The sequence below is a fragment of the Enterobacter cloacae complex sp. ECNIH7 genome (genome assembly GCF_002208095.1).
GTDB classification, from domain to species: domain Bacteria; phylum Pseudomonadota; class Gammaproteobacteria; order Enterobacterales; family Enterobacteriaceae; genus Enterobacter; species Enterobacter cloacae_M.
Genome location: NZ_CP017990.1, coordinates 3,820,839 through 3,846,877 on the forward strand (window position 1 = coordinate 3,820,839; position 26,039 = coordinate 3,846,877).

A 26,039-nucleotide genomic window follows, 5' to 3' on the forward strand; every position below is an offset into this window, starting at 1 on the left:
CGTTATGCTCCTTTTAAGCACCATGCCATTTCCCGCGCGCGGCGGTTGTCCAGCCCCTGATTAAACACACCTTTGACATATACCCAGCGCGGCAGCTGATGGCAGGCATCCGCCCAGCGCCGCTGGTTCAGCAACTTAACCAGCGTGGAGCTGCAGGCGTTGCCGGTGCCCACGTTGAAAGCAAACGACACCACCGCGTCATAGACCTTTTGCGGCATCGGCTGCACCACACATTTTTCCAGCGCCCGCTCCACGCGCAGCACATTGGTGATAAGTCCCTGCGCCGCCTGCCGTTCCGTGATAGTTTTGCCCGGCACCACGCCTGACGTATTGCCGATCCCGTCAGTCCACACGCCCGCGCTGCACTGATAAGGCTGCAGGCGGCATCCCTCGTAATCGGCAATCAGTTTCAGCCCCTCAACGGAGGTATGAAGCGACTGGAAACCGGGCAGCGTGGCGGCGATAGCCAGCACCGCCCCGACAAGGCAGCGCTTAACGATTGAAGGATTCATATTCCCCCCGCGAAATTTTGCCGCCACGTAACAATTTGAAAGACTGGTGTTTGTAGTACCAGTTGATAGCCAGCATCAGCACACCAATCAGTACGCCGCCAACCGTTGACGCATCCTTGAGCGACAGATCGCCCAGCCATGCCAGCAGCACGGCGATGCAGTAAGTGATAAAGGCGCTGATTCGTTCAAGCGTCATAATTCAGTCCCATAGCTGGACGGTCTGCGCCGTGGTTGACGCCGTAATGTCCGGCAGCTCCACCTGCAGCCCGTGCGGTAAAAATGGGCCGTACTCAGCCAGCCCCGGATTTGCCTGCAGAACCTGCTCAGTGACACCCTGCGTACGCCCGTAATGACGCCAGCAAAGCGCGTCCACCGTGTCATACTGATGCGCACGCACTTTCATCAGATAAGCTCCACCGTACAGTGCGCTGCATCCTGCACCCGGCTGATAGCCCAGCGGGCATCACGCCACAGATCGCCGCTGGCCTCCGCCAGCTCCTCCCCTCGCTTCACACCTGACGCCGTGGCGTCATAGTCCTGATAACGCTCATTGAGCATGGCGCGCGCCCAGCAAAAAACAGCGTTGTGGTAGTGCCGGATACGCTCGCTTTTGCCGTCCAGCATTTCTGCGGGAACCTCAGCAAGTGTCCGCCAGCCCAGCATCTGCTGACGGTTGCGGAAGTCGAACAGCTCAGCGTTAACCTCAGAAATTGCCGTCAGCACGACCTGCTTTAAACGCGGCTGCGTCACCGTGCCGTCAGTGCGCATCACACTGCGAAATTCCGACAGATCCACATCAGGCCAGAACGGCGTATTTTTGATGACCTCCGCCTGTTCCGGTGCCTGTTCGGGCGCAACAAACTTCATGCGGCTTTCTCCTGAATAAGTGGGCGGTGGACGGAATTTTGATGTGGCAGTGCCTTTCGCCATTCCGTGCCGCCCGTGCGCGGGGCACGTTCGTTAGCGGCTGTCATTGCGCAGTCTGCGCTCCAGCTGCTGCTTTTCTTTTTTCACACCGCAGCGGGGATCAAGCTGCAGCGCATGGTTAAGGTGATTCAGGGCAGACGCCGGGTTGTTTTCGCTCAGTACAGCGCCGATGGCTTTATGCAGGCGCGCCCGCGACTGGTCCGGCATATCCAGATCGGTGGTCAGGTCCAGCGTCTGCAGAAGCAGATCGGCATCAAAACCGGCAGCGGCAAGCAGAGCGCTTTGCGCCGCGTCTGCCATTTCTTCTGCCAGCACGGTCTGCACGTTACGGTTGCCCAGCGGCATCACCCAGCCATGGCGCAGCGCATGGCGCCCGATTTCGAGCGCACCGGCATAATCACCGGCGTCAATACGCCACAGCATCACGTACATCAGCACGTCATCCTGCTGCGCACCTCCGGCAGCCAGCACGCCCTCCGCCCAGGCGGAATATTTCGGCAGCAGTTCCACCTTGATTTCCGCCTTTTTCACCGTGGACTGGACGCCCTTGAGGCGGCGGCGGTCTTCTGCCAGCTGCAGCAGCATCAGGTCATAGCCCGACGCATGGCGAACACTGCCGCCCTCACGGGCGGCCTGTTCGGCCTGAATGCGCAGGCGGTGCTGCCGTGCGGGACTCAGGCTCATGCGTTATTCCCCACCTTCCGGTGCCGCAGGCGCGCTGAAATCACCGATTTCGATGTTTTCAACCAGCGCCGCGCAGCGGTAGTCCTCGACCACATACGCCTCGTTGACGGACTCAAAGTTTTCAATCCGGTCACGTTTCGGGTTGTCGATAACAGAACGGCGGCGGGTATCTTCCTGCCAGTAGATGGACAGGTTATCCAGACGGGTGATCAGCAGGGCATTTGCCGGGAAGTAAGGCGCACGCACGGCCTGCAGGCCGCCCATACGTTTCTGGCTGATGATCAGATCGGCGGCAATTTTCTCGCTGTTGTCCTGCTCTTTGTTGACCAGCGGGAAATACTTGTCAGACAGCAGTTCACGTCCGCAGACGACAACCAGATCGTCATCATCCTGATAAACCGCGTCGATCAGCTCGTTGACGGCATCCATCACCACAGCGTCCAGGTTGGCATAGTCGCCTCCCTTGCCCACTTTGACCGCGCCTGCAGTCGTTGCACCGTCTTTTGTGGTGCTGCCCATGACGTGATCCGGCGCGTCTTCGCGGATTTTCTGCAGCCAGCCTTTATTGACGTCCTGCAGCAGCGGGTTTTCAGCACGGTTGGAGGTTTTGGCACGCTTCACGCCGTTAAAGCCGATCATGATGCGGTCCAGCGCCTGACGCTTGACGATGGCGTTGCGGATACGCACCTGGAAGTCCTGGAACTTCGCCCACAGGTCCAGTTTTGCGTAGGTCAGCACCGTGTCAAAGTTGGTCTGTTCGCATTTGTATTCCACGTCTTCCATCAGCGTCGGATCGGTAGGCTCGCGCTCTTTGGTGGTGGTATCGGTGGTTCCGGCAATGGTGCTGCCAACGCCCAGCCCCAGCAACTGCCCGGACTGCTCAGTGACCGGCGTGATGTTAATCAGCGTCAGGAAAGCGGCGGACTGCTGGATCTGGTCTTCCAGCGTCTGCTGCACGGACGGCTCCACGGTGAACTTGCTGGAGAGTTCTTCAATCTCCACACCGTTCAGGCGCGCCAGCTGCTGCAGGTAAGCGTTAAAGGCAAAGCGGGTTTTCTTTTTCATCGGGTTTTATGCTCCATCAGCAATTGGTCAGGGTGCCTGCCGGTGCGTCACCGCCCGGCGCGCGCTGGCGGTAGTCTTTACGGCTGTCTTCGCTGCTCAGCTTTTGCTCAAGCTCGGCAAAGGCGGCCTGCTGCTCCTGCAGGGAGGACTCCAGCTCAGAAAGGCGCTTGTCCTGTTCGGACAGGGATTTATCCGTGCGCTCGCTCAGGTTCTGCTGCTCGGTGGCGACCAGTTCCACGGCTTTATGCACGTCGGAGAAACGCGCCTCATCGGTCTGCTCTTTTTTGGTGAACATCGCGGTGACGCGGGCAAAGAGGGACGGCTTTTCGTCCTGGGCTTCTTCCAGTTCGATCAGCGTTTCCACCGCTTCCGAAAACAGGTTTTCAGGGTTCTGCTTACGGTTCGCCAGCGGGTTATGCGCGGCGCTGGCGCTGAATGCCAGCATTTCGGTGCCGAGACTCGCAGGATCGTCCGTCGCACCCAGCCCCACAAGGTAGGCTTTGCCGGTGTCGGCAAACTTCGTGCTGACCTCCATGGAGGTGAAAAGCTTCTGGCCTTTCTTCACCAGTTCCACCAGGGCGTCCGTGGGTTCGATATCGGCATAAAGCGCCATCTTGCCCGCCAGCGGCCCGTCCTTGATTTCTTCTGCAACCAGCCCCGTCACCCTGCCGTAGCGGTTAAAGGTGCTGTCCGGCAGATAAGACTTAATGTGCTCAAGGTTAATCAGCGCGGTATAAACCGTCGGGTTGTAGCTGGCAGCCATCTGTACCAGCCATTCACGCTGGATTTCGCGCCCGTCAGTGGTGGCACCTTCCACCCCGATACGGAAACGCTTTGCTTTCACTGTCATGAGCCGTGCTCCGTTAGAAAAAACTTACTGGAGCCTTATGTTTGCGGTGATGGGGGGAGTGAAACAACGCGCGGCACTTGTACGGTAAACCACACAAACCGCAGCCGGGGAAAGCCGCCTGTCAAGGCCGTATGTTTGTGCCATGAACACCACACTGACCCCCGCAGACCTCGATCCCCGTCGGCAGGCCATGCTGCTGTACTTTCAGGGATACCGCGTAGCCCGCATTGCTGAAATGCTGGGCGAGAAAGTTGCAACCGTTCACAGCTGGAAGAAGCGCGATAAATGGGGCGACTATGGGCCGCTGGATCAGATGCAGCTCACCACCGCCGCACGTTACTGCCAGCTCATCATGAAGGAGCAGAAAGAAGGGAAAGACTTCAAGGAAATTGACCTGCTGGCGCGCCAGTCAGAGCGCCACGCCCGGATCGGTAAATTTAACGATGGCGGCAACGAAGCAGACTTAAACCCGAAAGTTGCCAACCGTAACAAAGGGCCACGCCGCCAGCCCGAAAAGAATGTTTTCACTGATGAACAGACTGAAAAACTGGAAGAAATTTTCCGCAACGGCATGTTTGAATATCAGCGCCACTGGTGGCAGGCAGGCGTAAAACACCGCATTCGCAACCTGCTTAAATCACGCCAGATCGGGGCAACATACTTTTTTGCTCGCGAAGCGCTGATTGACGCCATCACCACGGGGCGCAACCAAATTTTTCTCTCAGCCAGTAAGGCGCAGGCGCACGTTTTTAAGCAGTACATCATCGACTTTGCAAAAGAGGTGGATGTTGAGCTGAAAGGCGACCCGATGACGCTCAGCAACGGCGCGTGCCTGTACTTCCTCGGCACCAACGCCCGCACAGCGCAGAGCTACCACGGCAACCTGTACCTTGATGAATATTTCTGGATACCGAAATTCCAGGAGCTGCGCAAGGTTGCCTCCGGGATGGCCATTCACAAGAAATGGCGACAAACCTACTTCTCCACGCCGTCCAGCCTGACCCACAGTGCCTATCCGTTCTGGTCCGGCGCGCTGTTTAACCGGGGCCGTGCCAAAGCGGACAAGGTGGATATTGACCTGACCCACAGCAACCTTGCGCGCGGCCTGCTCTGCCCTGACGGACAGTACCGCCAGATCGTCACCGTGGAGGATGCGGTACGCGGCGGCTGTAACCTGTTCGACCTCGACCAGCTGCGCATGGAGTACAGCCCGGACGAATACCAGAACCTGCTGATGTGCGAATTTATTGACGATCTGGCGTCAGTATTCCCGCTCAGCGAACTGCAGGCGTGCATGGTGGACAGCTGGGAAGTCTGGACCGATTTTCAGGCTCTGGCGCTGCGCCCGTTTGGCTGGCGCGAAGTCTGGATCGGATACGACCCGGCGAAAGGCACGCAGAACGGTGACAGCGCCGGGTGCGTGGTGGTGGCACCGCCAACCGTGCCGGGCGGCAAGTTCCGCATTCTGGAGCGACACCAGTGGCGCGGGATGGACTTCCGCGCCCAGGCTGACGCCATTAAAAAACTGACGCAGCAGTACAACGTGACCTATATCGGCATCGACTCGACCGGCGTCGGTCACGGTGTCTACGAGAACGTGAAAGCGTTCTTTCCCGCTGTCCGGGAGTTTGTCTACAACCCCAACGTCAAAAACGCCCTGGTGCTCAAGGCGTACGACATTATCAGCCACCGCCGTCTGGAGTTTGACGCCGGGCACACCGACATTGCGCAGTCCTTTATGGCTATCCGCCGCGCCACCACCGCCAGCGGCAACCGCCCAACCTACGAAGCCAGCCGCAGCGAGGAAGCCAGCCATGCCGATTTGGCCTGGGCAACGATGCACGCACTGTTTAACGAACCGCTGCAGGGCGAATCCGCCAATACCAGCAATATTGTGGAGATTTTTTGATGAGTGAACCAGAAGCCTTAACCAGCTCAACGCCAACAGAAGCTACGGCGCCTAAAAACGCAGGCGTAACTGCCGAGGCTTTCAGCTTTGGTGACCCGATCCCGGTGCTGGACCGCCGCGAGCTGCTGGACTATGTGGAATGCGTACAGATGGACAGATGGTATGAGCCGCCAGTAAGCTTTGACGGGCTGGCGCGAACCTACCGCGCCGCTGTACATCACAGCTCACCGATAGCGGTTAAACGTGACATTCTCAGCAGTACGTACATCCCGCACCGCCTGCTCAGCCAGCAGGCTTTTGCCCGTTTCGTCCAGGATTATCTGGTGTTCGGTAACGCCTATCTGGAAAAGCGCACCAACCGGCTCGGCGGCGTTCTCTCACTGGAGCCAGCACTGGCGAAGTACACACGCCGTGGCGTGGACCTCGACACCTACTGGTTTGTGCAGTACGGCCTGACCACGCAGCCCTATGAATTTACACAGGGCAACATTTTTCACCTTATGGAGCCGGATATTAACCAAGAGATTTACGGGCTGCCCGGCTATCTCTCCGCCATTCCGTCAACCTTGCTCAACGAGTCCGCCACGCTGTTCCGCCGGAAGTATTACATCAACGGCAGCCACGCGGGTTTCATCATGTACATGACCGACGCAGCACAGAACCAGGAGGATGTGAACAATATCCGCCAGGCAATGAAAAGCGCCAAAGGACCGGGTAACTTCCGCAACCTGTTTATGTATTCACCCAACGGTAAAAAGGACGGCATCCAGATCATCCCGTTATCGGAGGTTGCTGCTAAGGATGAGTTTCTGAACATCAAGAATGTGAGCCGTGATGACATGATGGCAGCACACCGCGTTCCACCGCAGATGATGGGGATTATGCCGAGTAATGTAGGAGGGTTTGGGGATGTAGAGAAGGCCAGCCGCGTCTTTGTCCGCAACGAACTGATACCTCTGCAGAAACGCCTACAGGAGTTGAACGACTGGCTGGGAGAGAAAATTATTAGTTTTGAACCCTACACTTTAGAAATAACACCAGAATAAAAAAAGCCACCTTTAACGGTGGCTTTTCTAGGCTATTCGATAGCCTCGAACTCATCCTGTAGAATTAGCGTTGACTGACAAGCCGAGTTTAGCTTTCCAGATAATTTACAAAGCAGCCGATAGTTATGCGGTGCATCATCGCTAATCTTTTCAACTGTTAAAGTGATTGATTTTGAATCATTTAACAGCATTTTCTTGATGTCATTACTTAAATATCTAGGGCAATAACCGACAATTTCTGCGGGCTTATCAGCACGAACTACGACAGCATCACCATCGTACTCGTTTTGAAGATCCAAGCAAAGACGCAAAATTTGCCCTGGTTTCAACTCAGAAACACGATCATTTGCCATCGAATTCAGATAGCTAAGACCATGCAAAAAGAAAAAGTGTTCAAATTTTCCCTCTGAATCAACTTCAATTTTCTTAAAAATCTGTAGTTGGTCAGTACTGCGTAAACCACCAGAACGGGCCAAAATATCGATCGGATTTACGCTATCTTCCTCAAACCCAAGCCACTTAATAAAACTCGGATATTCTGGGCGTCTAGGGGACAAAAGACGGTTTTTAAAAAGAGGGAATAATTCTTCTGACACATAAGTTTCTCTGACATCAGTCATGCCGCTAAACTTGGTAAATTTAGTAGATTTAAGAGCACCTTTCGTGTACTTAAAAACATACCCCGAATTGCGCTCTTGCAAGTTGCCGACGACATGCCAGTCTCTGGTATCTGGTGCCTGCCACGCAACGTAAACGGAGTTTGTATTAGTCATTCTCTAGTAGCCTTCTACGATTTTCCATTACCATCAACGCTGCAAATTCACGTGCACTCTCAGAGATACACGATGCAGGCACTTGGTTGAACACATCTGTAATGGAAGCTTCTGTTAAAGCGCTCAGCTTACCCAGCCAATGGTCGCGAGCTGCAACTCTTCCCTCAACTGCATGTTGAAATGCTTCAACTGTAAGTAAGGGTTTTTTATCTGTTTTTGCTTTAAAAAGCTCTGAGCGAGCTTTTCTCACAAAGTAGGGGATTCGACGATTTTTATCTTTAGTATTAAGCCGTTCATAACGTTCATCATCTAACATCTCCCTCCCTAAACTGGCGGCATGATCATAGGTTGGACATAAAAACTGCTCACCAGTTTCATTGTTAAGCATAATCGCCCAATTTTCATGATGGCGATCCTGATTACTGACCAGTGCATCTAGCATCAAATACCCACAGAATACATCTGCAGCATTTAGCCCGTTTAGTTCGTATGCACTCGGCGGCGGCTGGATAGATTCCTTATCTAAGCAGCCCAAAACTCTCGTTACAGTATGCTCTCTAACCCTTACTGGCTTCTCTCCCAGTTGCAAAGGCTGAGGATAGTCGGCTGTCGAACTGTGAAGAACCTCGTTCCCCATCACCATTCTGAAGCCAACAGGAATAAGGTTCTGAGTAACGACACCAAATCTATCATTGTACCTAGCTAAATCATAGCTAGCGTGTGGGATATTGAGCAGATGGCATAGCTCTGCAGCACATTTTTCAGACCAATGCTCACCAGTGCCCGGCCTAGAGTACTTGAACAACTGTAAATGGTCAGTGTCATGGGAGTAGTAGAACCAAAACTTTTCTTTGGTTCCCAACTGTTCAATATCGTTAGCAACTGGGCTAAGCACTACCAATTGGTAAGGCATCTGACGTCCCTGTTTGGCTGATTATGAATATTTTGAAAGCTATTTTATCCAAACATCACCAAAACCTCTAAGGGTTAATAGATAATAGAACGACACTGTATGTATGTCCAGCTATCAAATCAAGAGGTCGTACTTATAGGGTTCAGCGCGCGCTCGTATCCCCGCCACGCCTGCCCGCTTTGTGTAGTGGTTTTCATGCACCTGCATGACATAAGCAAAAGCCCGCCAGTTCTGGCGGGCCTGAGCAAAAACGATCCTCAAACGATCATGCGATTTCATGCGGCATAGACATGCACAACAGCACTAACGCCTCGCGTGGCTCGTTGTTCAACGTTGCGGACGGTAAAAACCAGTTTTATCGTCCGCAACGTTCGCTAATGTAACCAGCTGTCGTCCTCCCAGACCTGCTGCATTATTTCCATCACTCGCTTTTTATCTTCATCCAGTTTTAACCCGCTCAGCTCAACGCCGTTGCCGCTGCCCTTACGGATACGAATTGCTGTTTTGGGATACAGAGGGCGCAAATTACGGTAAAGCTCGGATTCAAGGGCGTCCAGTGTAGCCTGGCTAATCTTCTGCTCTTTATCGATCATTATTTCAATGCGCATACAGATTCCCCTTAACTGGTTACGTCCATCGACCGGCAGTATTCATGGCTGCGGATTTTCGCCATCAGCTCGTCGGTCAGTTCGGACACCCACTGGATAGCCAGCCGTTTTTCTTCATCGCTGCACTCACTAGCCGCTACAAGCTTGATAAAAAAATCAATGCGCTGGAGCTTCAACGACTCCAAAAGATAATCCTGCATTTTCCCTCCTATCACTACCTCGGACACACAACAACTGTATATATATCCACTGTTTATAATTACAGTATAGTAGGGATTTGCGAATGTAAACCGTTTTTTTATCTGTCAATTAGATCGCTCTGATGCGGATCAATAAGAGCAAGAATTGTTAAAGCGGCGGCATCAGTACCACTGACGCCATTTGTCATCTTCATGCAGGCGGTGGTTGCGGTAAAAAATACGCAGCCCGGCACCTGACGGAATACTGCCGCCGCGCAGAAGCAGGTCAATCTCTGACTCGCTACCATCGAACCCTCTGGAGCTTAGCTCTGCCTTAAGTTGCAGGCGCTGCTGATCCGAAATAGTCTGTTTGTATGCTTTTTTCCGCTTCGGTTTCACCAGCCTTAACCTGGCTGTCAGCTCCCGCCGTTCCTTCTGGCCCATGTTGTGGAGATATTCCTGCAGCTCCTTCTCATCCATGGTTTTAATATCGGGTAACCCCCCCCCTGATTTGCTCAGATTTTCAACAGGGGGACAGTTATTGCCACGAGTCCAAGGGGCGCAAGCGCCCTGGTCGGCTGCCGCCTCCTGAACGTCAACGGCCTTACGAACCTTTTTCCACTTCACCGCGTGCGTGCAAATCTTGCCCTCTGCAATCGGGGACCAGATGCCATAGATACGGATACCGTGATCGCCGTAGGCGCTCGGTTCGTCGTTAAGTTCATATGCCGTGCGGACAAGGTGATGTTTACGGGGAACCAGCACACCGCCCTGCTTCATGATGTAGGTGGCAAAGCAGCCCGCATCAGCCGCCGCCAGTACCGCATCCAGACGTGGATTATCCAGTACCGGCGCACCTGCTTTGCGTTCGCCCTGCACTCTCGCCGCCTGACCAGCCAGCAAGCGCAGCTCGCGGTATGCCTGACGCCCCGGAATACCAAAGAAACGAAATTGCTGGACACGGTGCAGTGACGCCCAGGCGCTGACATGCTCGGCGCTATCACGCAGTGATCTGCCGGTTTCCTTGCTGATTTCTTTAGCCAGCCCGCGCCCGTCGATGTTTTTGCTGATGTATTTAGCGATATAGCTGGTCGGCGTGCCCTTGCGCGGGTTGATAAGCTCGGACTTGAAGCGCGGCCCTGTATTGGTGCCCAGCTCCTCGCGGTCTTCACGGATGGCAAACTTACGCAGCAGCGCGGTGATGGAACGGCGATCTTTTTTGCGCATGAAGCACAGCAGGTGCCAGTGCACGGTGCCGTCGTGGTGCGGCTCTGCCACCCGGACGCCATACCAGCGCAGCCCGGCCTTGTGCATTGCCTTGCGGAAAGCGGCGAACGTATCAACCAGATAGTCACTACTCTGCCGGACAGTGGCACTGGTCCACTTCGGATTAGGTCTGCCGTTGTTGAGGGTTGCGTGGAAGCGTGACGGGCAGGTGATGGTATAAAACACCGCGCAGTCTCCGCGCATTTCCGCGATCAGCTCCAGTCCCTTAACACAGGCCATCATTTCATTACGGCGGTGTGCCGGATTGCTGTTGCTGGCGTTCACCACGTCTTCCATGTCCAGCGTGTCGCCGTCTTCGTTAACCAGCTCATGTGAGCGGAAGAACTCCAGCGATTTGCGGCGCTGCTCGCGTTTGTGGATCACGGCTTCGTAGCTGACATACGGGGATGCTTTTTTGTTGACCAGGCAGACGGCGCGCAGTTGTTCCTCGCGCCACTCGCAGCGCATCTGCCACAATTTGCGATACCACCAGTCCGCGCACAGCATACGCGCCAGCGATGGTGGGATCAGTTCATAGGGCACCGGCTTGCGGCGGCGCTTTTTGCGGCGTAACTGCTCAAAGGCAGGCGGGATGACCTCAAGGCGCATCGCCTCTGCGGCAACCCTTTCCCATGCCTGGCGGATTTCTTCTGGTTTAACACCATCGCTGACAAACAGATCACCACAGGCCGCATCGAGACACATGCTCATATGTGCCGCAACCAGCGTGGAAAGACGCTTGACCTGATCCTGATTCATTTCAGGCAGTACCAGCAGCCCCTCCAGCCCGTCATGACTCGCCATGAACCGGAAAGAGGCAGACACCTGACTGTCACGCACGCGCTCCAGCCGCTCAAGACACGGCCTGATTGTTTCACGCAGGTAGCGGGAATAGGCTTTTGCTCTGCCCATACTATGGAAATATTTAATCCGCTCCAGCAGAGGCTTGCTGATATGGGACGGCATGGCGTTAACGTCAGCCAGAATAACCAGATCGGGATTAAAACGCTGCTGCTCGCGCGCCATTTTGGCATGGCTAATCAGCCGGTCCTGCTCCATTTCACGCTGGACAGGATCACGGGATTCATCGAAGAAATAGCGTTCCCAGACCTCATCGCTCAGCGCCTCACGGCGCAGCTGCTCCTGCTCGTTATCCGCAGCGTAAAGAGCGATCAGGTTTGAAAGCGCAGACTCCGGCGCGACTTCCGCCGGGTCCAGATATGGGTTAACCGCTTTTTTGGGGTTATTCCATGAAAAGGCCACGGCGGCCTCATTCGAGCCGCCGGTGGTTGGTGCATTATGTAATGTGAATTTACTCACTGCCACGCCCGCACCTCAGTTTCCACCGAGATATCTGGACCGGACGCCAAATCGACATCAAACCAGCCTGCTGATTTTGTGGCGATGATTTCTGATGCAGATTTACCATCACCTGCAGCCACACCCATGCTGCGCTTTGCGGTGATACGGTGGCGGTTGAAATTACGATAAAGGGAGCGTGTCATGGATGTGTCGCTGTTGGACACGATAACCGGATGACCTTCTGATGACCGGCGTTCAAGAATAGACGCCAGATGATACTGGTCGTCCTCTGTAAAACCGGCAGTGTGATAACCGTTAAATGTGCCATCGTATGGCGGATCACAATAAACCACATCACCCGTCTGCAGCATCGCCAGTGTTTCGTCATAGCTGGCACAGATAAACGTTGCGTGTTGAGCCTTTTCTGCAAAAGTGCGTATTTCTTTTTCAGGGAAATACGGATTTTTATAATTACCGTAAGGGACATTAAAATGACCGCTCAAGTTATAGCGGCACAGTCCACGATAACCATGACGATTGAGATAAAGGAAATATACTGCTTTCATGAAATCAGTAATTTCAGAGGAATGATTAAACTCATGTCTAATGTTGTAATAAGCAACTTCTCTATTCGCTATCGCAAAAATATTTTTTGCACGTGATATGAAAGCCTCACAATCGAGGGCAATTTTTTTATAGAGATTGATAAGATCGGGATTAATATCCGCGACAAGATAATGAGGATAGTCTGTCGCCATCATTACAGCGCATGAACCCGCGAAAGGTTCAACCAGTCGCGGGCCAGCAGGAAGGTGCTTAATCAGTTCCGGCATGATGGCGGTTTTATTTCCCGCCCATTTCAGGATAGTGCTCATACAGCACCCCCGTTGTAGTGTTTGCCTTTCAGCTCTGCAATTTCCTGACAAGTGACGCAGCACTGCACGCCCGGAATGGCGCTGCGGCGAGCTGGCGGGATCGGCGCATCGCAATCAATGCAGAGAACACGGGAAAAGCCCGGTGCCTTATTGCGGGCGGTGTGGATGTGGCGCTGGCGTTCTTCTTCAACGCGCTGCTGTACGAGGTCCATTGAATCAGCCATCAGTGGATCTCCTGCGCTTCGTTCTGAATCTTCACCGCTTCCTGACGCAGCAACTCAGCCGCTTCTGTATGGTTAAGCTGACGTGACACGATACGGGCTGCCAAAGAGTCCAGACGTGCAGCCATCACATCTGCGCGTCCCCGGCGTTCTTCTTTGCGTGCCTCAGTCAGCAGCAGGTTGAGTCCGGCATCATCTGGTCCGGTTTTAGTGGTACGGGTTTCAATATTTCGCATAGTTGTTTCTCCTGAATTTTGGCAATAGGAAGCCCGGCGGGTTTACGCCATTAATTTCTGTTGTGGATTAATTCGGCATGGTTAGCCGTTTGGGAAATAAGCTCACCACTGCACGAAAATGATTCATTGCTTTAACCAGTTCCCGCTTTTCGTCAGTAGTCAGATCACTAATATTGACGCCGTGACGTTCTGCCGGAATTTTTGCCATATAAAAAATGGCCGCCAGTGCCCGCTCATTCTGTTTATTATTTACGTCGCGTGGATCGCGCATATCTTTAATAAACCTTTCAAGCTCCGACTCAATATTCAGACCAAACACTTTAGCCCTCAATTCCGCAATATGGTTCAGTCCATCCAGGCGTTCACCGGGGCTTAATGGAACAGTCGCCGTAGCGCCTTCAATAGCCATGATTTCCCCTGTTTGGTTGTGGACAAGTCAGCCAGCAGTTCATCCTGAGAGCGGCACGGGTGCCAGCGTTTGCCATCCTTGCCCATGATCCAGCCGTGACCGTAGTGCATTGCCGGGCTTTGCTTTACAAGAAGTGACGCGAAAGAAGGTTCTTTAGTCAGCATAATCACCTCAGATCAGACCAAACGAAGCGCCGAGGCCCGTCACGGTATCCACCGCGCTTGCCATCGCCGGGTTAGCCTGCAAACGCGCCTGCATCGAAACGGCAGCCAGTGCCATCAGACGAGTTACAGAGTTAATGCTGCTGATAACATCGCGGCGGCCTGCGGTGGTTTTCACATCACCCGATACGGCACCGGCGGCAACACGTCCGATTTCAGCTGTAGCGCTCATGACGTAATGCGGCAGCTTCTCTTTTGCCACTTCGTTCATCGGTACGCATGGCAGGCAGTGAATCTGAGCCAAAAAGCCGTCAACCAGCGTGGAGTCCTCAGTAAGATCGGTAAGCAGCCAGATTTCCGGCGGCGTCAGTTGATGTGGCTGGTCCGGGTTCAGCTTGTTGCGCAGCGTCTGAACCTTCATTCCTGCGCGGTCTGCCAGTTTCGCCATATTGTGACGCAATGCGAAAGCACGGCAGGCTTCATCAAAATGAGGATGTTTGGAAACGCGATAATCAAACATGTTAGCCTCTGAAATGGTTCTCATAATTGAACTCACTGACCAACAACAACGTTGTAGTTGAAGGCTGAGTGCTCCATGTTCTTACGAGCCTGCTCTTGCTTGTACTTAAGATACAAAATGGAAACTCGACCTTTGTTTTTCTCTTTCTTTTCAATGTAGTTAGCAAGTTTACCGTTATGAATCATCTGATAAACAGAGCCGCGAGAGTACCCCTCCCACTCCGCGAACTCTGCTGGAGTCGCTATCACTTTTGGTACACGAATTGAAATCTCAGTGCTCATAGTGCAGTATCTCTTAGTTTAGTTTCGTTTTATCTCGTTTTATATGGTTTGAGTTTGGTTTTCAAAACCTGAATGGATATTAGGATCACTTTTTATATGCGTCAAGGGGTTTGATTATGAGTTTAATCAAGGCTGGTAACGATAGCGGCGGGCGTGATGCGATCAATAGGCTCATTAAGGCCTACAATTTTAGCTCGCGCCAACAACTGTGCGAGCATCTGTCAGTATCAAAAAGCACTATGGCAAACAGATACTTACGAGATAGCTTTCCCGCTGAATGGGTTATCCAATGTGCTCTTGAAACTGGAATATCTCTTTTATGGCTGGCCACTGGTCAGGGGGAAATGTATGCAAGTGACAGCGAGGAAAAAAATCTCAAAAAGGAAACTCCAGTCACAGTAAGACCACTTTCTAAAATCGTTGCTCCCAGCATCAAACACGCGGAGTTGAAGAACGGTGAACTGCAGCCAGATGATGAAATGCTTTTGGATAGCAGGTTGTTAGAGGGTGAGTCTTCAAATTCTTTGTTCGTAAAGACACCTACAGATAGTTTTGTTGTTGATACATCCGTGAAACAGATCAGCAATGGCTTTTGGCTGGTAGATATCGATGGTGTAAAAAGCTTCGTCAAAATCTCACGCATCCCAGGTAATAGGATTGTGGTTCAACAAGATGAAGCATCTTTTGAGTGCTCAGTGGATGATGTTGAAGTCATCGGGCGCGCAGTCAAAGTTATCAAGAGTCTATAACGTATGACTATCAGGAAGCAGCCGAACGGAAAATGGTTGTGCGAGTGTTACCCGACCGGGCGCGACGGAAAGCGAGTACGCAAGCAGTTTGCGACGAAAGGCGAGGCTATAGCATTTGAAAACTTCACCATGGATGAAGTTAACAAAAAGCCCTGGCTGGGAGAAAAGGAAGACCGGCGCCATTTGTCAGAGGTGATTGAGCAATGGCATTCACTCTACGGACAGACCCTTGCGGACCCTAAACGCCTAATGGCGAAACTCAGAATTATTTGCAATGGCCTAGGTGATCCCATTGCATCGGAGTTAACCGCAGGTGATTTCACAAAATACCGGGAAGCCCGGTTAAAGGGGGAAATTAAAAATGAAGATGGCGTACTCATGGCGCCAGTTAAACCCCGGACAGTAAACCTTGAACAACGCAACCTCTCCTCTGTATTTGGCACGCTGAAAAAGATGGGGCATTGGTCAGCACCAAACCCCTTAGCAGGGCTGCCCACATTCAAGATCGCTGAAGGGGAACTGACGTTCCTGGCTGAGGATGAAATCAAACGCCTGCTAGATGCCTGCGCTGATTCTCAAAGTCCTAGCCTGCTGATGATTGCAAAAATTTGCCTGGCGACCGGCGCACGCTGGAGCGAAGCCGAAAACCTGCAGGGACATCAGCTATCAAAGTATCGAATTACCTATACCAAAACCAAAGGTAAGAAAAACAGGACCGTACCTATCTCTCAGGAACTGTACGATGAACTCCCCAAAAACCGAGGAAGGTTATTCACTCCATGCAGAAAAGCTTTTGAGCGTGCAGTGAAACGGGCTGGCATTGATTTACCTGAGGGGCAATGCACCCACGTACTGCGTCATACCTTTGCAAGTCATTTTATGATGAATGGAGGAAACATACTGGTACTGCGCGATATTCTGGGCCACGCAGATATCAAAATGACGATGGTATACGCCCACTTTGCCCCCGACCATCTGGAAGATGCAGTAACAAAAAACCCGCTTCACAATCTTAACTGGAACCGATAATTTATGGCGGCAGATTGGCGGCATAGACTTAAAATCATATAAAACCTGACGAACACCAATTACAATAACATGATGATTTTATTATTAAATATCTGTTTTTATTACTATTAAAATGGTATGTAGAAATTTCGGACGCGGGTTCAACTCCCGCCAGCTCCACCACTTTTTAGTTGTTTGAAGTACAATGAAGTCTACTAAGCCCGCATGGAATCAGCCTTGCGGGCTTTTTTACGTCTATTGTCGTCCAGTGAGAATTGCTGAGAACTATCACATATGGCACCCTGAATGGGACCCACTAAGAAGGGTCCAAAAACCGAGGGTCCCAAAATGGCAAAAATCGCTAAGAAGCTCACTGACACTGAAATCAAAAGCACCAAGCCAGCCGACAAAGAAATCAACTTGTTTGACGGAGATGGTTTGATACTACGAATCGCTCCCCTCTCGAAAGGAGGAAAGAAGAATTGGTATTTCAGGTATGCAGTGCCAGTGAGTAAAAAAAGAACCAAAATGAGCCTTGGGACCTATCCTCACCTTACACTGGCAAGAGCAAGAGCATTGCGAGATGAATACCTTTCCTTGCTTGCCAATGGCATTGATCCTCAAGTCCATAACAACGATAAAGCAAATGCCTTAAAGAATGCTACTGAACACACTCTCCAAACCGTGGCAAGGAAATGGTTAGATGAGAAGGTAAAGACCTCAGGTATCTCACAAGACCATGCAGAAGACATCTGGCGAAGCCTGGAGAGAAATATCTTTCCCGGCTTGGGTAATGTTCCTGTCAATGAGATCCGACCCAAACTCTTAAAGCAACATCTTGACCCTATTGAGCAACGAGGAGTCCTCGAAACTTTACGGCGAATCATTTCCCGCCTGAATGAAATTTTCCGCTATGCAGCAACAGAAGAACTCATAGAGTTCAATCCGGCTGACAACCTTGGACAACGGTTCAGTAAGCCTAAAAAACAGAATATGCCTGCATTACCTCCTTCCGAACTTCCCCGCTTCCTGATTGCTCTAACCAATGCTTCTATCCGTTTAGAAACAAGGTTACTTATTGAATGGCAGTTACTAACTTGGGTCCGCCCCGGTGAAGCGGTTCGCACAAGATGGTCAGATATTGATATAGAAACCGGCATGTGGAACATTCCGGCTGAGTTTATGAAAATGAAGAAGCCTCACAAAGTTCCACTAAGCAAAGAAGCTTTGAGAGTCCTGGACTCAATGAAAGCCATAAGTGGGCATCGTGAATGGGTGTTTCCAAGCATAAAGGCTCCTCTTAACCATATGCATGAACAAACAGCTAATGCGGCCATAATCCGCATGGGCTTCGGAGGTGAGCTTGTAGCCCATGGAATGAGATCTATTGCCCGAACGGCCGCAGAGGAGTCGGGTAAGTTCAGGATAGATGTCTTAGAAGCGGCCCTTGCCCATTCGAAGAAAGATGAAATAATTGCAGCTTACAATCGTGCTGAGTATCTCGCAGAACGGGTAGTTCTCATGCAATGGTGGAGTGATTATGTTTCATCTCAAAAATACAAGGCTGACGCAGCATAACCCTCCAATGATGCAGCAGTACTTTTCTAGAAAATCTAAGTTAATGATCTAAAATGAATAAAAATAAAAACCCTCATCAAAGGTTACATATAGGCTACATATGAAAAGAATAATCTGTTATCTCTTCACCTTACTCTTACTTGTTATCCTTGTGTATGCAGGATTAGTAAAGGGTGATGTGTTCCCTGAATGGATCATGAGCAAGAAGCTAATGATCCGTTGTGGACTGATCGGAGTGCTTGGTGGGACTCTTTACTGCCTCCGTGGTGTATATCTAAACAAGTGTGTCAGAAACTGCTGGGATGACCGTTGGTATGTCTGGTATGTATTAAGGCCTGTTGTCAGCGGTATCTGTGGTGTTGTGGCCTACCTGTTTCTAAAAGCAGGTTTGATAGTGTTAGATGCATCACAAAACGGTAGTGGTGGAGACTATGGATATATGGCATTTGCCTTCTTTGCTGGCTTGAATGTAGATAAATTCGTGGGCAAAATCGAAGATGTAGGTATGGCTATTTTTGGGATTGAAAAATCTCGCACAGCAAGGTCGGGTGATAATTCCGATCAGAAATAATTAAAAAGGATATGATATGACTGCAAAGATATCTTTTTTCCCCGTAGGTAATGGGGATATGACACTTATTCAAACCGAAGATGGAAAGAATATATTAATCGATTGTCGTATCAGAGATGGTAAAGAACATCCCGATGTTCGCTCACAACTTAGAGAAAAACTTTCTCGTAATGACGAAGGCCGTCTCTTTGTTCATCTCTTTATTTGGTCGCACCCTGATTCAGATCATTGCGATGGAGTATCTGATCACTTCCATTTGGGAAAACCTGAAAATTGGAGTGAAAGGAGTGATAAAATTTTCATCAATGAGATCTGGTCAAGCCCAATTGTATTTAGACGACATCATGCACAGAATCATCCTTTATGTGATGACGCAAAAGCTTTGAACGCAGAAGTCAAGAGAAGAGTCAATCTTTATAAAGAAAAGGGCTATTTGGATGGAGTCGGAAATCAAGTTTTGGTTTTAGGCAAGGACGATGGTGATAAAACGGATGACATACCAAATATTCTATTAGAATTAGATCAAAAAACTCGCTGGATTAACCAAAGCTATTCCTCATGTTTTGAAGCTCATTTACTGGGTCCTTCACCGAAGAAAGACCTTGATGAATTAGAAGATAAATTGGGTAAAAACCATTCCAGTGTAATAATGAATTTTGCAATAAAAGGTGGTAATAAAACTGCTTATTTTTTAAGTGGTGGAGATGCCGAAGTTGTTTGTTGGGAATGTGTAAGAGATCGTCTAACTGATAAATATTCAATGTCTTGGTTAGATTATGATATCTTACAAGCACCACACCATTGTTCATGGCATAGCCTTTCCCATCATAGTTTAAGTGATATGGGTGATGAAGCAGAAACATCAGAGAAAGCAATGGAAGTGTTCAACCGGGCTAAACAAAATGCTTTCATTATTTCCAGTTCAAAAGTAATTGAAGATGATGAGAAAGACCCTCCGGCCTATCGAGCAAAAGAAGAATACGAAAAAATTGTTGATAATGTGCAAGGTCAATTTTTATGTGTATCGGACCATAAAAAGAATGGAGAGAATATTCCGTTAGAGATTGAAATTTCCGATAACGGTATTAAGAAAATTGCTGCATCTGCATTAGGTATGGCTGAATCATCAAGTGCTGCTGTAAATAGACAAGGTGGTGGTGGTTATGCCTGATTGTCTTAGTAAAAAGATAGATCAGTTGAGCACAATCCTTGCACCTTATGGTGCAAGGAAGCTTTCTACGAATGAATTATCAAAATTCAACGATAAATATGTTTGTGCTTGGGAATTAGTAACTGATTTAGAATTTAGTAATGAACCAATTGTATTGCAACTAAGATACAAAACTCTTAGTCAATTTGACATTCCAGATGTGTTTATTTCCTCACCTAAAATTGATGTTTGCCAACTCCCGCACTTAGAAAAAAATGGCAAGTTATGTGTTTGGCCTGACAGTTATATCATCGATCATAATGATATGACCTATGCAGTCGATTTACTAAACGATGCTATACTAATGCTAAGAAAAGGAATAAATGGAGATTTAAGTGAGGATTTCATTGATGAGTTCCAGAACTATTGGATTTATCAATGTAATAAAATAGATCGACTTATAAGCCTGTGTGATCTAACAAATAAAAACACAAGGTCGGTTTTCGGTTATCGGACTCGAAAATTTGGAGTAATATACTCTGACACACAAAAAGAATTAATTAACTGGTTGGAAAACCAAAAAATATTGCCATTAGAATCGGATGAAAGTAATTCAAAAGATAAGAGAATAAGGCAACAGCAACTCTCTAAAATAATTTCAATTCCATTGATATTCTTCAATGAAGCCTGGTATCCGAGTCAGTATCCCAAAACTGCAAGGGATTTATTTGAACTCATAAATCAGCAACAGGAAGATTCAGAAAGCACTATTGAATTGATCTTAAGATCTTGTGCTAATATGTTCAATGTCAAGCCAATAATTCTAATTTCATTCCCAACTCCTTCTGGGATGAATATTATAGGAATACAGATTCCTAAGGGAGTTAGTGATCTTGCCTCAGACCGTTTCGATACCAGAGGTATTAGTCGGGGTCGATTCAGGAATACAGCTTTATTAGATGGTTATAGAAATTACATCGATGGAAAGATTTTAAAAAATAGAATAAGTCAAACAAAAACAGAAAATCTCATAGTAGACCGTTCTGACGATTCTTGGTTAACAGGCCGTGAGCATAACAAAACTTACAAGAAAATCTCTGAACATAAAGTAGCTATCGTCGGATGTGGTTCAGTAGGTTCTTCGGTATCAAGACTGTTACTTCAATCAGGTATTAGAAAAATGATGCTTTGGGATGATGATTTAATGAAGAGTGAAAACTCCTCTCGTCATCTATTAGGATTTGATTCTGTTTATAAAAATAAAGCATTAGCTCTTGCCTCAAGGCTACGGGAAGAGTTTCCAAATGCGTATATAGAAGCTTTTAATGAAGATTGGACAGAAGATTCCAAGAATAACCAGAAAATTGCAGAAGCCGATATTATAGTAAGCTGCACTGCACATTGGAATACTGAACAGCAGTTAATTAAAAGACAGTCGGAAGACATTCTTGGTGCTATTGTCTTTGCATTTGTTGAAGCTCATGCGATGGCTGGGCATGTAATAGTCAACCAAGTGGATTCTAATGCTTTTAATAGCTGGCATATTACAGAAGGTAAATATATAGGTGCATTAAAATATCCGGCTACTTACTGGAAAGAAAATACTCGCAAAAGGATAGCTGCATGTGCCGGAGAGTTCCAGCCATACGGAGCTATCCCATTGACTAATTTACATGCTCTAACTGCAAGAACGGTAATAGATCTTATTATGGATCGTTTTTCAAATAAATCTTTTGCTTATAGTTATTTAGGAAGAGAAACAGAACTTTTGGAATTGGGTGGAAAATGGAATAATAAATGGATAGCACAATTCGGAAATCCAGAAAAGGGTGATTGTATCATACCTCTTGTTTTTGAAAATTCTAATTGGGAAAAATGTGATGCATAAATTTCATTGTACCGAATTAGATTTTAAAATATGCATCAGCCAAAGCATAGTAGATGAGTTATTTTCTCACCGTCAAACTCACTGTTTTAGTAAAGAATCTGGAGGTATGCTATTTTCCAATAATCTCACTGATTCTGAGATTGAAATCAATAAAATAACCACACCAGGCTCTACTGATTTGAGGAAAAGAAATTATTTCAAGTTAGATGAGAAAAAAGCCAAAGAAGATATCATATCATTATTCAAGCAAGGTTTTCACTACTTAGGTGATTGGCATACACATAATGAAGGCGTGGCAAGCCCATCAGGAACGGATATCCGCAGTATCCAAGACTTATTTATCAAATCAGGTCATACAAGACCTTTTTTTCTCATGCTAATAATCCCAAACAAAGAAAATATTTCCAACTGTTATTTATCAGCAGCAGATGGGAAAAAAATATATACTTTCAAGTATATTTCAGATAAGGGGTTTTTTAATGAACAATGAATTATCTCAAAGCTAAATAAAATTTTAGTTAGAAATAATGGTGTTTGAATTTTCAAGGTGTACTCGGTTATTTTCATTGAGTTACACCATAAGTAGAACATAACAGGGTTATAGAGAATGATAAAAATAAAACATTTTATAATAAATTTCATGTCTGATAAATTAGATGAAGACTCACTTTCATTTTTAAAGATATCACTCTACACAATATATTTTACTTACTTGATTGTGATCGTTAATGATTGCAAAGGAATACCAATTCCAGCATATGTAGGATTTTATTTGATTTGTATTTCATCTGCTATAGCAATAACAAAGCAATACCGAAGAAGAGGGGAAATAATAAAAATAATAAACGATACAATTCTTTTTCTTGCTGCGGCTTTTGCTTCTATGAAAATGCTTTACATTATAAGTCCAATTGAAGATATAAGTGTATCATCTCTTGAAAAGAATTTCATTCCTTTTGCATTGAGATTTATTTTGATTGTTTGTTCTTTTACAAAAGCTTTCATGAGTGCGACCGATATTAAAGGAAAGCCATCAAAACCAGATCAAGAAGATTAAATGATAAAAAAAACGACAATGAATGGTATGGATATAATATCGACAACATACACAAACTCCTTGAATCTCCGCATGAAAATATCATTATCAAGATATAGGCCAATATACACAGCTACGATATTTAAGATAATTAAAATAAAAAGGAACCACCATTTTCTATTCATAACATAAATTTTCCGGCATGCAATTTAATAAATAAATACCATTATTTTTTTACATGTCAACCATCGCTACGCATAAATATAAAGCAAGGGCTAACTCATCGAAGCTCCGCTTCTTTGAGTTCCCTTGTTTTTCGCCCTTCGGTTGAAAAAGAAAGTCAAAGTCTAACCTAACTCATTGACATGAATTGCATTTCCACTATAAATATATAATGTGTTGCAAAGGAATTGCTCACTTTAAAGCGAATAAATATATAAAAAGGAGTTTATATGGGTAAAATAATAACATTGTCGTATACAAATAATTTCAAGCCTATTAGCGATAATAAATCTCAATCATTGCGAATACACTGTGTAAGTGTACGATTAAATAAAGAAGAGTTAGAGCTTCTCAATGCAAGCCGTGGTGATAAACGCAAAGGTGAATGGCTTCGCATGGCATCACTTCAAAAGCTTCCTCCGACCATTCCTGCAATCAATTTAGAAGTTTGGCAATCATTGTCTGATATATCTCAAAAGCTAAATCGTCTAATAATCCACCTTGATACTAAAAGCAGTAATAGTGAACTGACGAAAACAGAGATCTTCGCTGTTAAAAAGCAGATTAAAGAGCTTCGCTCATGTCTTACAGGTTCTGATCCGTCCGTAAGGTAGTTTTTCGCATGAAAGGAATGCAGAAGATCAAAAGGGGTAAGAGCTTCGCTGGTGTTGTTCGTTATGCATTGCAACCGGGAGCACATCATAAAAGCGATCCAGTCGTAATTGGCGGGAACATGTTAAGTAGCTCTGTTCTTGAACTGATTTCCGAATTCAATGGCACAAAACAGCTTCGGCTAGATGTCCAGAAACCGGTGTGGCACAACTCACTTCGATTACCTACGAATGAATCCTTGTCGAATGACCAGTGGGTAACCATAGCTGATGACTACATGAAGAGGATGGGGTTCAGTGATACTCACCTCCGTTGCTATGTGCTTCATAACGACGAAGGCCAGCATATACACATTATTGCCAGCAGAATCGACATAGCCGGTGGGAAACTCTACCTTGGCAGGAATGAGAACCTTATAAGTACCCGCATAATCAGTGAGCTTGAAATCACTCATAATCTAACAGTGACCAAAACAGCCTCAGCCATTGCACCAAAGCAACCGAAGCGGAAAAGAATCTCTCGCAACGAACAAATGCTATCAGAACGGACTGGTCTTCCCGCCCCTAAGGAAGCTCTCCAACAGATACTTGATAAAAGTTTGGCAGATACACCTGACCTTTTAACTTTTATCAAGAGGCTGGAAGAAGCAGAAGTCGGCTGGACGGCGAATGTCGCTTCTACCGGGAAAATGAACGGGTTCTCTTTTTCCTACCGCGATATAGCTTTCAAAGCTTCGCAATTGGGCAAGAGCTACAGTTGGGCAAATCTTAGTAACAGGCTCAACTACAACCCAGACCATCTAGAAGCTCTGCGAACCGGCATACCACCAGAAGAACCCCCTGCTCCTGCTCCTGCTCCTGCTCCTGCTCCTGCTCCTGCTCCTGCTCCTGCTCCTGCTCCTGCAACGATCTTAAGGACAACTGAGAGAAGGGAAAGTATCGGTGGAAAAATTGCAGAACTGGAATTACGGCTCAGAGAAGACAAACGGACCGCAATCGTAGAAAAGATTCTTCTAAAGAATACAGTCAAACAGCAAAAGCATCTCAGGCTCAGTAGCTGGTTTCCCTTTTTACAACGGCTCATAGAGCTTCTCCGAAGCTACGGTAAGAGCATTCTTCACAACAACCCTGCAAGATTCTCAAAAGTCTATGCAACTCAGCATCTAAAACCTGCAAGAAAAATTCGTTTATAGACAGTCAATTACAAATACTTTTCGTAACCGCACTCTATCTGTAGTAACAAATTTTCGTTTAGTCAAGAAAATATTGATCGTTATTACAGATCGATAATCTGGTTGTGATAGCCTGGACCTATCAAGAGCTAATCATCGATCGGTACAAGCAATTTTACTAAAGAGAGTCGGTCATCGAGAATCTCTGTAAACGCACCATTTAATCTGCAACCTTGAGGTTGATATGAAAAACGAAACAATAAAGTGCCCGTTCTGCTTCAAAGAGAGCCAGTTTGGAGTTAGCGTCTGCACTGGCTGTCATTCAACCATCAAATATGGAGCCGTTTCATCTTGGTTAGCTTTACTAATAGGAATTGTGCTGTTGGCGATAGCTTTCTTCATATTCGCTGTCAGTCAAAGTTTTATATTTGCTGTCGTTATCTATTTTGCATCAGCAATTTCTTTGAGATTCTATTTACGTAAGAAATTTGCACACAGAGCCGTTTTCACACATAAAAGCTAACCCTAATCAAATATAATAAGGAAGATAAAATGAATAAATTTATTGTAACCTCCTTTTTCATTGCAATATTTTTAATTTCTGGCTGTTCAACATCAGGGAACCAAAAAATCAAAAATGAAACGGCTCAAAGCCTTCAATCGAAAATAATTAAAAACAAAACAACTAAGGCAGAGCTACTTGTTCAACTTGGTGAGCCTGACACCAGAACGACTCTTGACGATGGCAACGAGCAATGGAGATATTTCATGTATAACAATCAGTTCAATGCCTCAACTTTTATCCCTGTTGTCGGTTTGCTAACTGGCGGCTCCCAGACTCAGTCTAAAACTCTCGAAATCGACTTCAATGGAGAAACCGTAAGCAAGTGGACATTCTCTACTGATAATAACAATACAAAATCTGGCATTCTTAATTAATCGTTTCCTGGACAAGAAAATGAATACATACTCAATTCTCGCAGTTATCCTTTCTACTTTTCTATTAACAGCCTGTAATTCCGAACCTTCTGAAAAAGACATATACAATGCTTTCAAAAGTGTTGTAGATAGATCAAATGCAAGTATGAAAGCTCTGAACTCAAGTATTCCCGAAAAAGATCTTTTAAGAATAGATTATGTTAAGAAACTAAGTTGCACAGAAGAAGCAAACAATGTTTACAACTGCATTGTCGATGCTTCTATCAGCAACATGAAACAAACAAAGCCTGTTAAGCTTGTGAAAGCTGATGGTGTCTGGAAAGAAGTTCAGTAGTAGCCTGTATCAATAAGTCTTTTTTAGCCCCTGCTTAGGGGCTT

The 26,039-nt window shown here is 47.5% G+C and carries 33 protein-coding genes; 14 read left to right on the plus strand and 19 right to left on the minus strand.

The genetic code is table 11. The annotated features are described in order from the left end of the window. Positions 1–2: 2 nt before the first annotated feature. The 7 genes from WM95_RS18860 to WM95_RS18890 all read right to left on the minus strand — a co-directional run bounded on the left by WM95_RS18860 (position 3) and on the right by WM95_RS18890 (position 4,038). The gene (locus WM95_RS18860; protein ID WP_001528581.1) at positions 3–512 is read right to left on the minus strand and encodes a lysozyme; all 510 of its coding nucleotides are present in this window, start codon (positions 510–512) and stop codon (positions 3–5) included. Further along, positions 493–708: an HP1 family phage holin gene (locus WM95_RS18865; protein ID WP_000171565.1), complete on the minus strand. Its 216-nt coding sequence runs from the start codon at positions 706–708 to the stop codon at positions 493–495. The genes WM95_RS18860 and WM95_RS18865 overlap by 20 nt, the downstream gene beginning before the upstream one ends. Positions 709–711: 3 nt before the next feature. Beyond that, the gene (locus WM95_RS18870) at positions 712–915 is read right to left on the minus strand and encodes a tail protein X (RefSeq protein ID WP_000868184.1); all 204 of its coding nucleotides are present in this window, start codon (positions 913–915) and stop codon (positions 712–714) included. Continuing rightward, on the minus strand, positions 915–1,379 hold the full coding sequence (locus tag WM95_RS18875) for a head completion/stabilization protein (protein WP_088544952.1): 465 nt from the start codon (positions 1,377–1,379) through the stop codon (positions 915–917). Before WM95_RS18875 ends, WM95_RS18870 begins: the two co-directional genes overlap by 1 nt. A gap of 93 nt (positions 1,380–1,472) precedes the next feature. Continuing rightward, entirely contained in the window at positions 1,473–2,123 is a 651-nt protein-coding gene (gpM, locus tag WM95_RS18880) for a phage terminase small subunit (RefSeq protein ID WP_088544953.1), read from the minus strand. 3 nt (positions 2,124–2,126) lie between these two features. Continuing rightward, a complete protein-coding gene (locus tag WM95_RS18885; RefSeq protein WP_013098795.1) occupies positions 2,127–3,188 on the minus strand; it encodes a phage major capsid protein, P2 family in 1,062 nt (353 codons plus the stop codon). A 16-nt stretch (positions 3,189–3,204) separates the two neighbouring features. Further along, the gene (locus WM95_RS18890) at positions 3,205–4,038 is read right to left on the minus strand and encodes a GPO family capsid scaffolding protein (RefSeq protein ID WP_057057200.1); all 834 of its coding nucleotides are present in this window, start codon (positions 4,036–4,038) and stop codon (positions 3,205–3,207) included. A gap of 142 nt (positions 4,039–4,180) precedes the next feature. Between WM95_RS18890 and WM95_RS18895 the strand changes: the two genes are divergently transcribed. Further along, positions 4,181–5,947: a terminase ATPase subunit family protein gene (locus WM95_RS18895; RefSeq protein ID WP_001528644.1), complete on the plus strand. Its 1,767-nt coding sequence runs from the start codon at positions 4,181–4,183 to the stop codon at positions 5,945–5,947. Continuing rightward, positions 5,947–6,993 (plus strand): phage portal protein, encoded by a 1,047-nt coding sequence (locus WM95_RS18900; protein ID WP_088544954.1) that lies wholly within the window; start codon positions 5,947–5,949, stop codon positions 6,991–6,993. The genes WM95_RS18895 and WM95_RS18900 overlap by 1 nt, the downstream gene beginning before the upstream one ends. Before the next feature lie 32 nt (positions 6,994–7,025). Here the strand turns inward: WM95_RS18900 and WM95_RS18905 are convergent, their stop codons facing one another. The 12 genes from WM95_RS18905 to WM95_RS18960 all read right to left on the minus strand — a co-directional run bounded on the left by WM95_RS18905 (position 7,026) and on the right by WM95_RS18960 (position 14,737). Beyond that, positions 7,026–7,766 (minus strand): HIRAN domain-containing protein, encoded by a 741-nt coding sequence (locus WM95_RS18905; RefSeq protein ID WP_087051166.1) that lies wholly within the window; start codon positions 7,764–7,766, stop codon positions 7,026–7,028. Further along, entirely contained in the window at positions 7,759–8,679 is a 921-nt protein-coding gene (locus tag WM95_RS18910) for a hypothetical protein (protein WP_087051165.1), read from the minus strand. The genes WM95_RS18905 and WM95_RS18910 overlap by 8 nt, the downstream gene beginning before the upstream one ends. Before the next feature lie 374 nt (positions 8,680–9,053). Further along, a complete protein-coding gene (locus tag WM95_RS18915; RefSeq protein ID WP_088544955.1) occupies positions 9,054–9,287 on the minus strand; it encodes a DinI family protein in 234 nt (77 codons plus the stop codon). 11 nt (positions 9,288–9,298) lie between these two features. Further along, complete coding sequence (locus tag WM95_RS18920; protein ID WP_001154443.1) at positions 9,299–9,487, minus strand: hypothetical protein; 189 nt, start codon at positions 9,485–9,487, stop codon at positions 9,299–9,301. 162 nt (positions 9,488–9,649) lie between these two features. Continuing rightward, positions 9,650–12,058 carry a replication endonuclease gene (locus WM95_RS18925; RefSeq protein WP_088544956.1) on the minus strand — a complete coding sequence of 803 codons (2,409 nt, stop codon included), beginning with the start codon at positions 12,056–12,058 and terminating at the stop codon, positions 9,650–9,652. Further along, positions 12,049–12,909: a DNA adenine methylase gene (locus WM95_RS18930; protein WP_024552872.1), complete on the minus strand. Its 861-nt coding sequence runs from the start codon at positions 12,907–12,909 to the stop codon at positions 12,049–12,051. The genes WM95_RS18925 and WM95_RS18930 overlap by 10 nt, the downstream gene beginning before the upstream one ends. After that, positions 12,906–13,133: a TraR/DksA family transcriptional regulator gene (locus tag WM95_RS18935; protein ID WP_024552873.1), complete on the minus strand. Its 228-nt coding sequence runs from the start codon at positions 13,131–13,133 to the stop codon at positions 12,906–12,908. The genes WM95_RS18930 and WM95_RS18935 overlap by 4 nt, the downstream gene beginning before the upstream one ends. Continuing rightward, positions 13,133–13,366 (minus strand): DUF2732 family protein, encoded by a 234-nt coding sequence (locus WM95_RS18940; protein ID WP_001744223.1) that lies wholly within the window; start codon positions 13,364–13,366, stop codon positions 13,133–13,135. The genes WM95_RS18935 and WM95_RS18940 overlap by 1 nt, the downstream gene beginning before the upstream one ends. Before the next feature lie 67 nt (positions 13,367–13,433). Further along, complete coding sequence (locus WM95_RS18945; RefSeq protein WP_048971665.1) at positions 13,434–13,775, minus strand: DUF5347 domain-containing protein; 342 nt, start codon at positions 13,773–13,775, stop codon at positions 13,434–13,436. Next, on the minus strand, positions 13,739–13,939 hold the full coding sequence (locus WM95_RS18950) for a phage filamentation protein Fil family protein (protein WP_032442472.1): 201 nt from the start codon (positions 13,937–13,939) through the stop codon (positions 13,739–13,741). The genes WM95_RS18945 and WM95_RS18950 overlap by 37 nt, the downstream gene beginning before the upstream one ends. A gap of 7 nt (positions 13,940–13,946) precedes the next feature. Beyond that, positions 13,947–14,456 (minus strand): phage regulatory CII family protein, encoded by a 510-nt coding sequence (locus tag WM95_RS18955; protein ID WP_033146280.1) that lies wholly within the window; start codon positions 14,454–14,456, stop codon positions 13,947–13,949. A 32-nt stretch (positions 14,457–14,488) separates the two neighbouring features. Further along, entirely contained in the window at positions 14,489–14,737 is a 249-nt protein-coding gene (locus tag WM95_RS18960) for a hypothetical protein (RefSeq protein ID WP_033146281.1), read from the minus strand. Positions 14,738–14,853: 116 nt separating this feature from the next. Here WM95_RS18960 and WM95_RS18965 point away from each other — a divergent pair, with 116 nt between their 5' ends. The 12 genes from WM95_RS18965 (at position 14,854) to WM95_RS19025 (ending at position 25,995) form a co-directional block, all read left to right on the plus strand. Then, the gene (locus tag WM95_RS18965; RefSeq protein WP_033146282.1) at positions 14,854–15,486 is read left to right on the plus strand and encodes a phage repressor protein CI; all 633 of its coding nucleotides are present in this window, start codon (positions 14,854–14,856) and stop codon (positions 15,484–15,486) included. Between the two features lie 3 nt (positions 15,487–15,489). Beyond that, a complete protein-coding gene (locus WM95_RS18970; RefSeq protein ID WP_088544957.1) occupies positions 15,490–16,515 on the plus strand; it encodes a site-specific integrase in 1,026 nt (341 codons plus the stop codon). A gap of 327 nt (positions 16,516–16,842) precedes the next feature. Next, the gene (locus tag WM95_RS18975; RefSeq protein ID WP_042193617.1) at positions 16,843–18,072 is read left to right on the plus strand and encodes an integrase domain-containing protein; all 1,230 of its coding nucleotides are present in this window, start codon (positions 16,843–16,845) and stop codon (positions 18,070–18,072) included. A gap of 196 nt (positions 18,073–18,268) precedes the next feature. After that, positions 18,269–18,643, plus strand: coding sequence for a hypothetical protein (locus WM95_RS18980; protein ID WP_229059877.1), 375 nt, complete (start codon positions 18,269–18,271; stop codon positions 18,641–18,643). Positions 18,644–18,659: 16 nt separating this feature from the next. Further along, a complete protein-coding gene (locus WM95_RS18985; protein WP_057057019.1) occupies positions 18,660–19,814 on the plus strand; it encodes a hypothetical protein in 1,155 nt (384 codons plus the stop codon). Continuing rightward, a complete protein-coding gene (locus WM95_RS18990) occupies positions 19,807–21,681 on the plus strand; it encodes a ThiF family adenylyltransferase (protein ID WP_042193569.1) in 1,875 nt (624 codons plus the stop codon). Before WM95_RS18985 ends, WM95_RS18990 begins: the two co-directional genes overlap by 8 nt. After that, entirely contained in the window at positions 21,674–22,171 is a 498-nt protein-coding gene (locus WM95_RS18995) for a Mov34/MPN/PAD-1 family protein (protein ID WP_042193573.1), read from the plus strand. The genes WM95_RS18990 and WM95_RS18995 overlap by 8 nt, the downstream gene beginning before the upstream one ends. Before the next feature lie 150 nt (positions 22,172–22,321). Continuing rightward, positions 22,322–22,738 (plus strand): hypothetical protein, encoded by a 417-nt coding sequence (locus WM95_RS19000; protein WP_126546651.1) that lies wholly within the window; start codon positions 22,322–22,324, stop codon positions 22,736–22,738. A 431-nt stretch (positions 22,739–23,169) separates the two neighbouring features. Further along, complete coding sequence (locus WM95_RS19005; protein WP_000516220.1) at positions 23,170–23,553, plus strand: hypothetical protein; 384 nt, start codon at positions 23,170–23,172, stop codon at positions 23,551–23,553. Between the two features lie 8 nt (positions 23,554–23,561). Then, positions 23,562–24,743 carry a relaxase/mobilization nuclease domain-containing protein gene (locus WM95_RS19010; RefSeq protein WP_088544958.1) on the plus strand — a complete coding sequence of 394 codons (1,182 nt, stop codon included), beginning with the start codon at positions 23,562–23,564 and terminating at the stop codon, positions 24,741–24,743. A 531-nt stretch (positions 24,744–25,274) separates the two neighbouring features. Further along, a complete protein-coding gene (locus tag WM95_RS19020; protein WP_023339480.1) occupies positions 25,275–25,661 on the plus strand; it encodes a hypothetical protein in 387 nt (128 codons plus the stop codon). 19 nt (positions 25,662–25,680) lie between these two features. Further along, entirely contained in the window at positions 25,681–25,995 is a 315-nt protein-coding gene (locus WM95_RS19025) for a hypothetical protein (protein WP_042193583.1), read from the plus strand. The last annotated feature ends 44 nt before the right edge of the window (positions 25,996–26,039 follow it).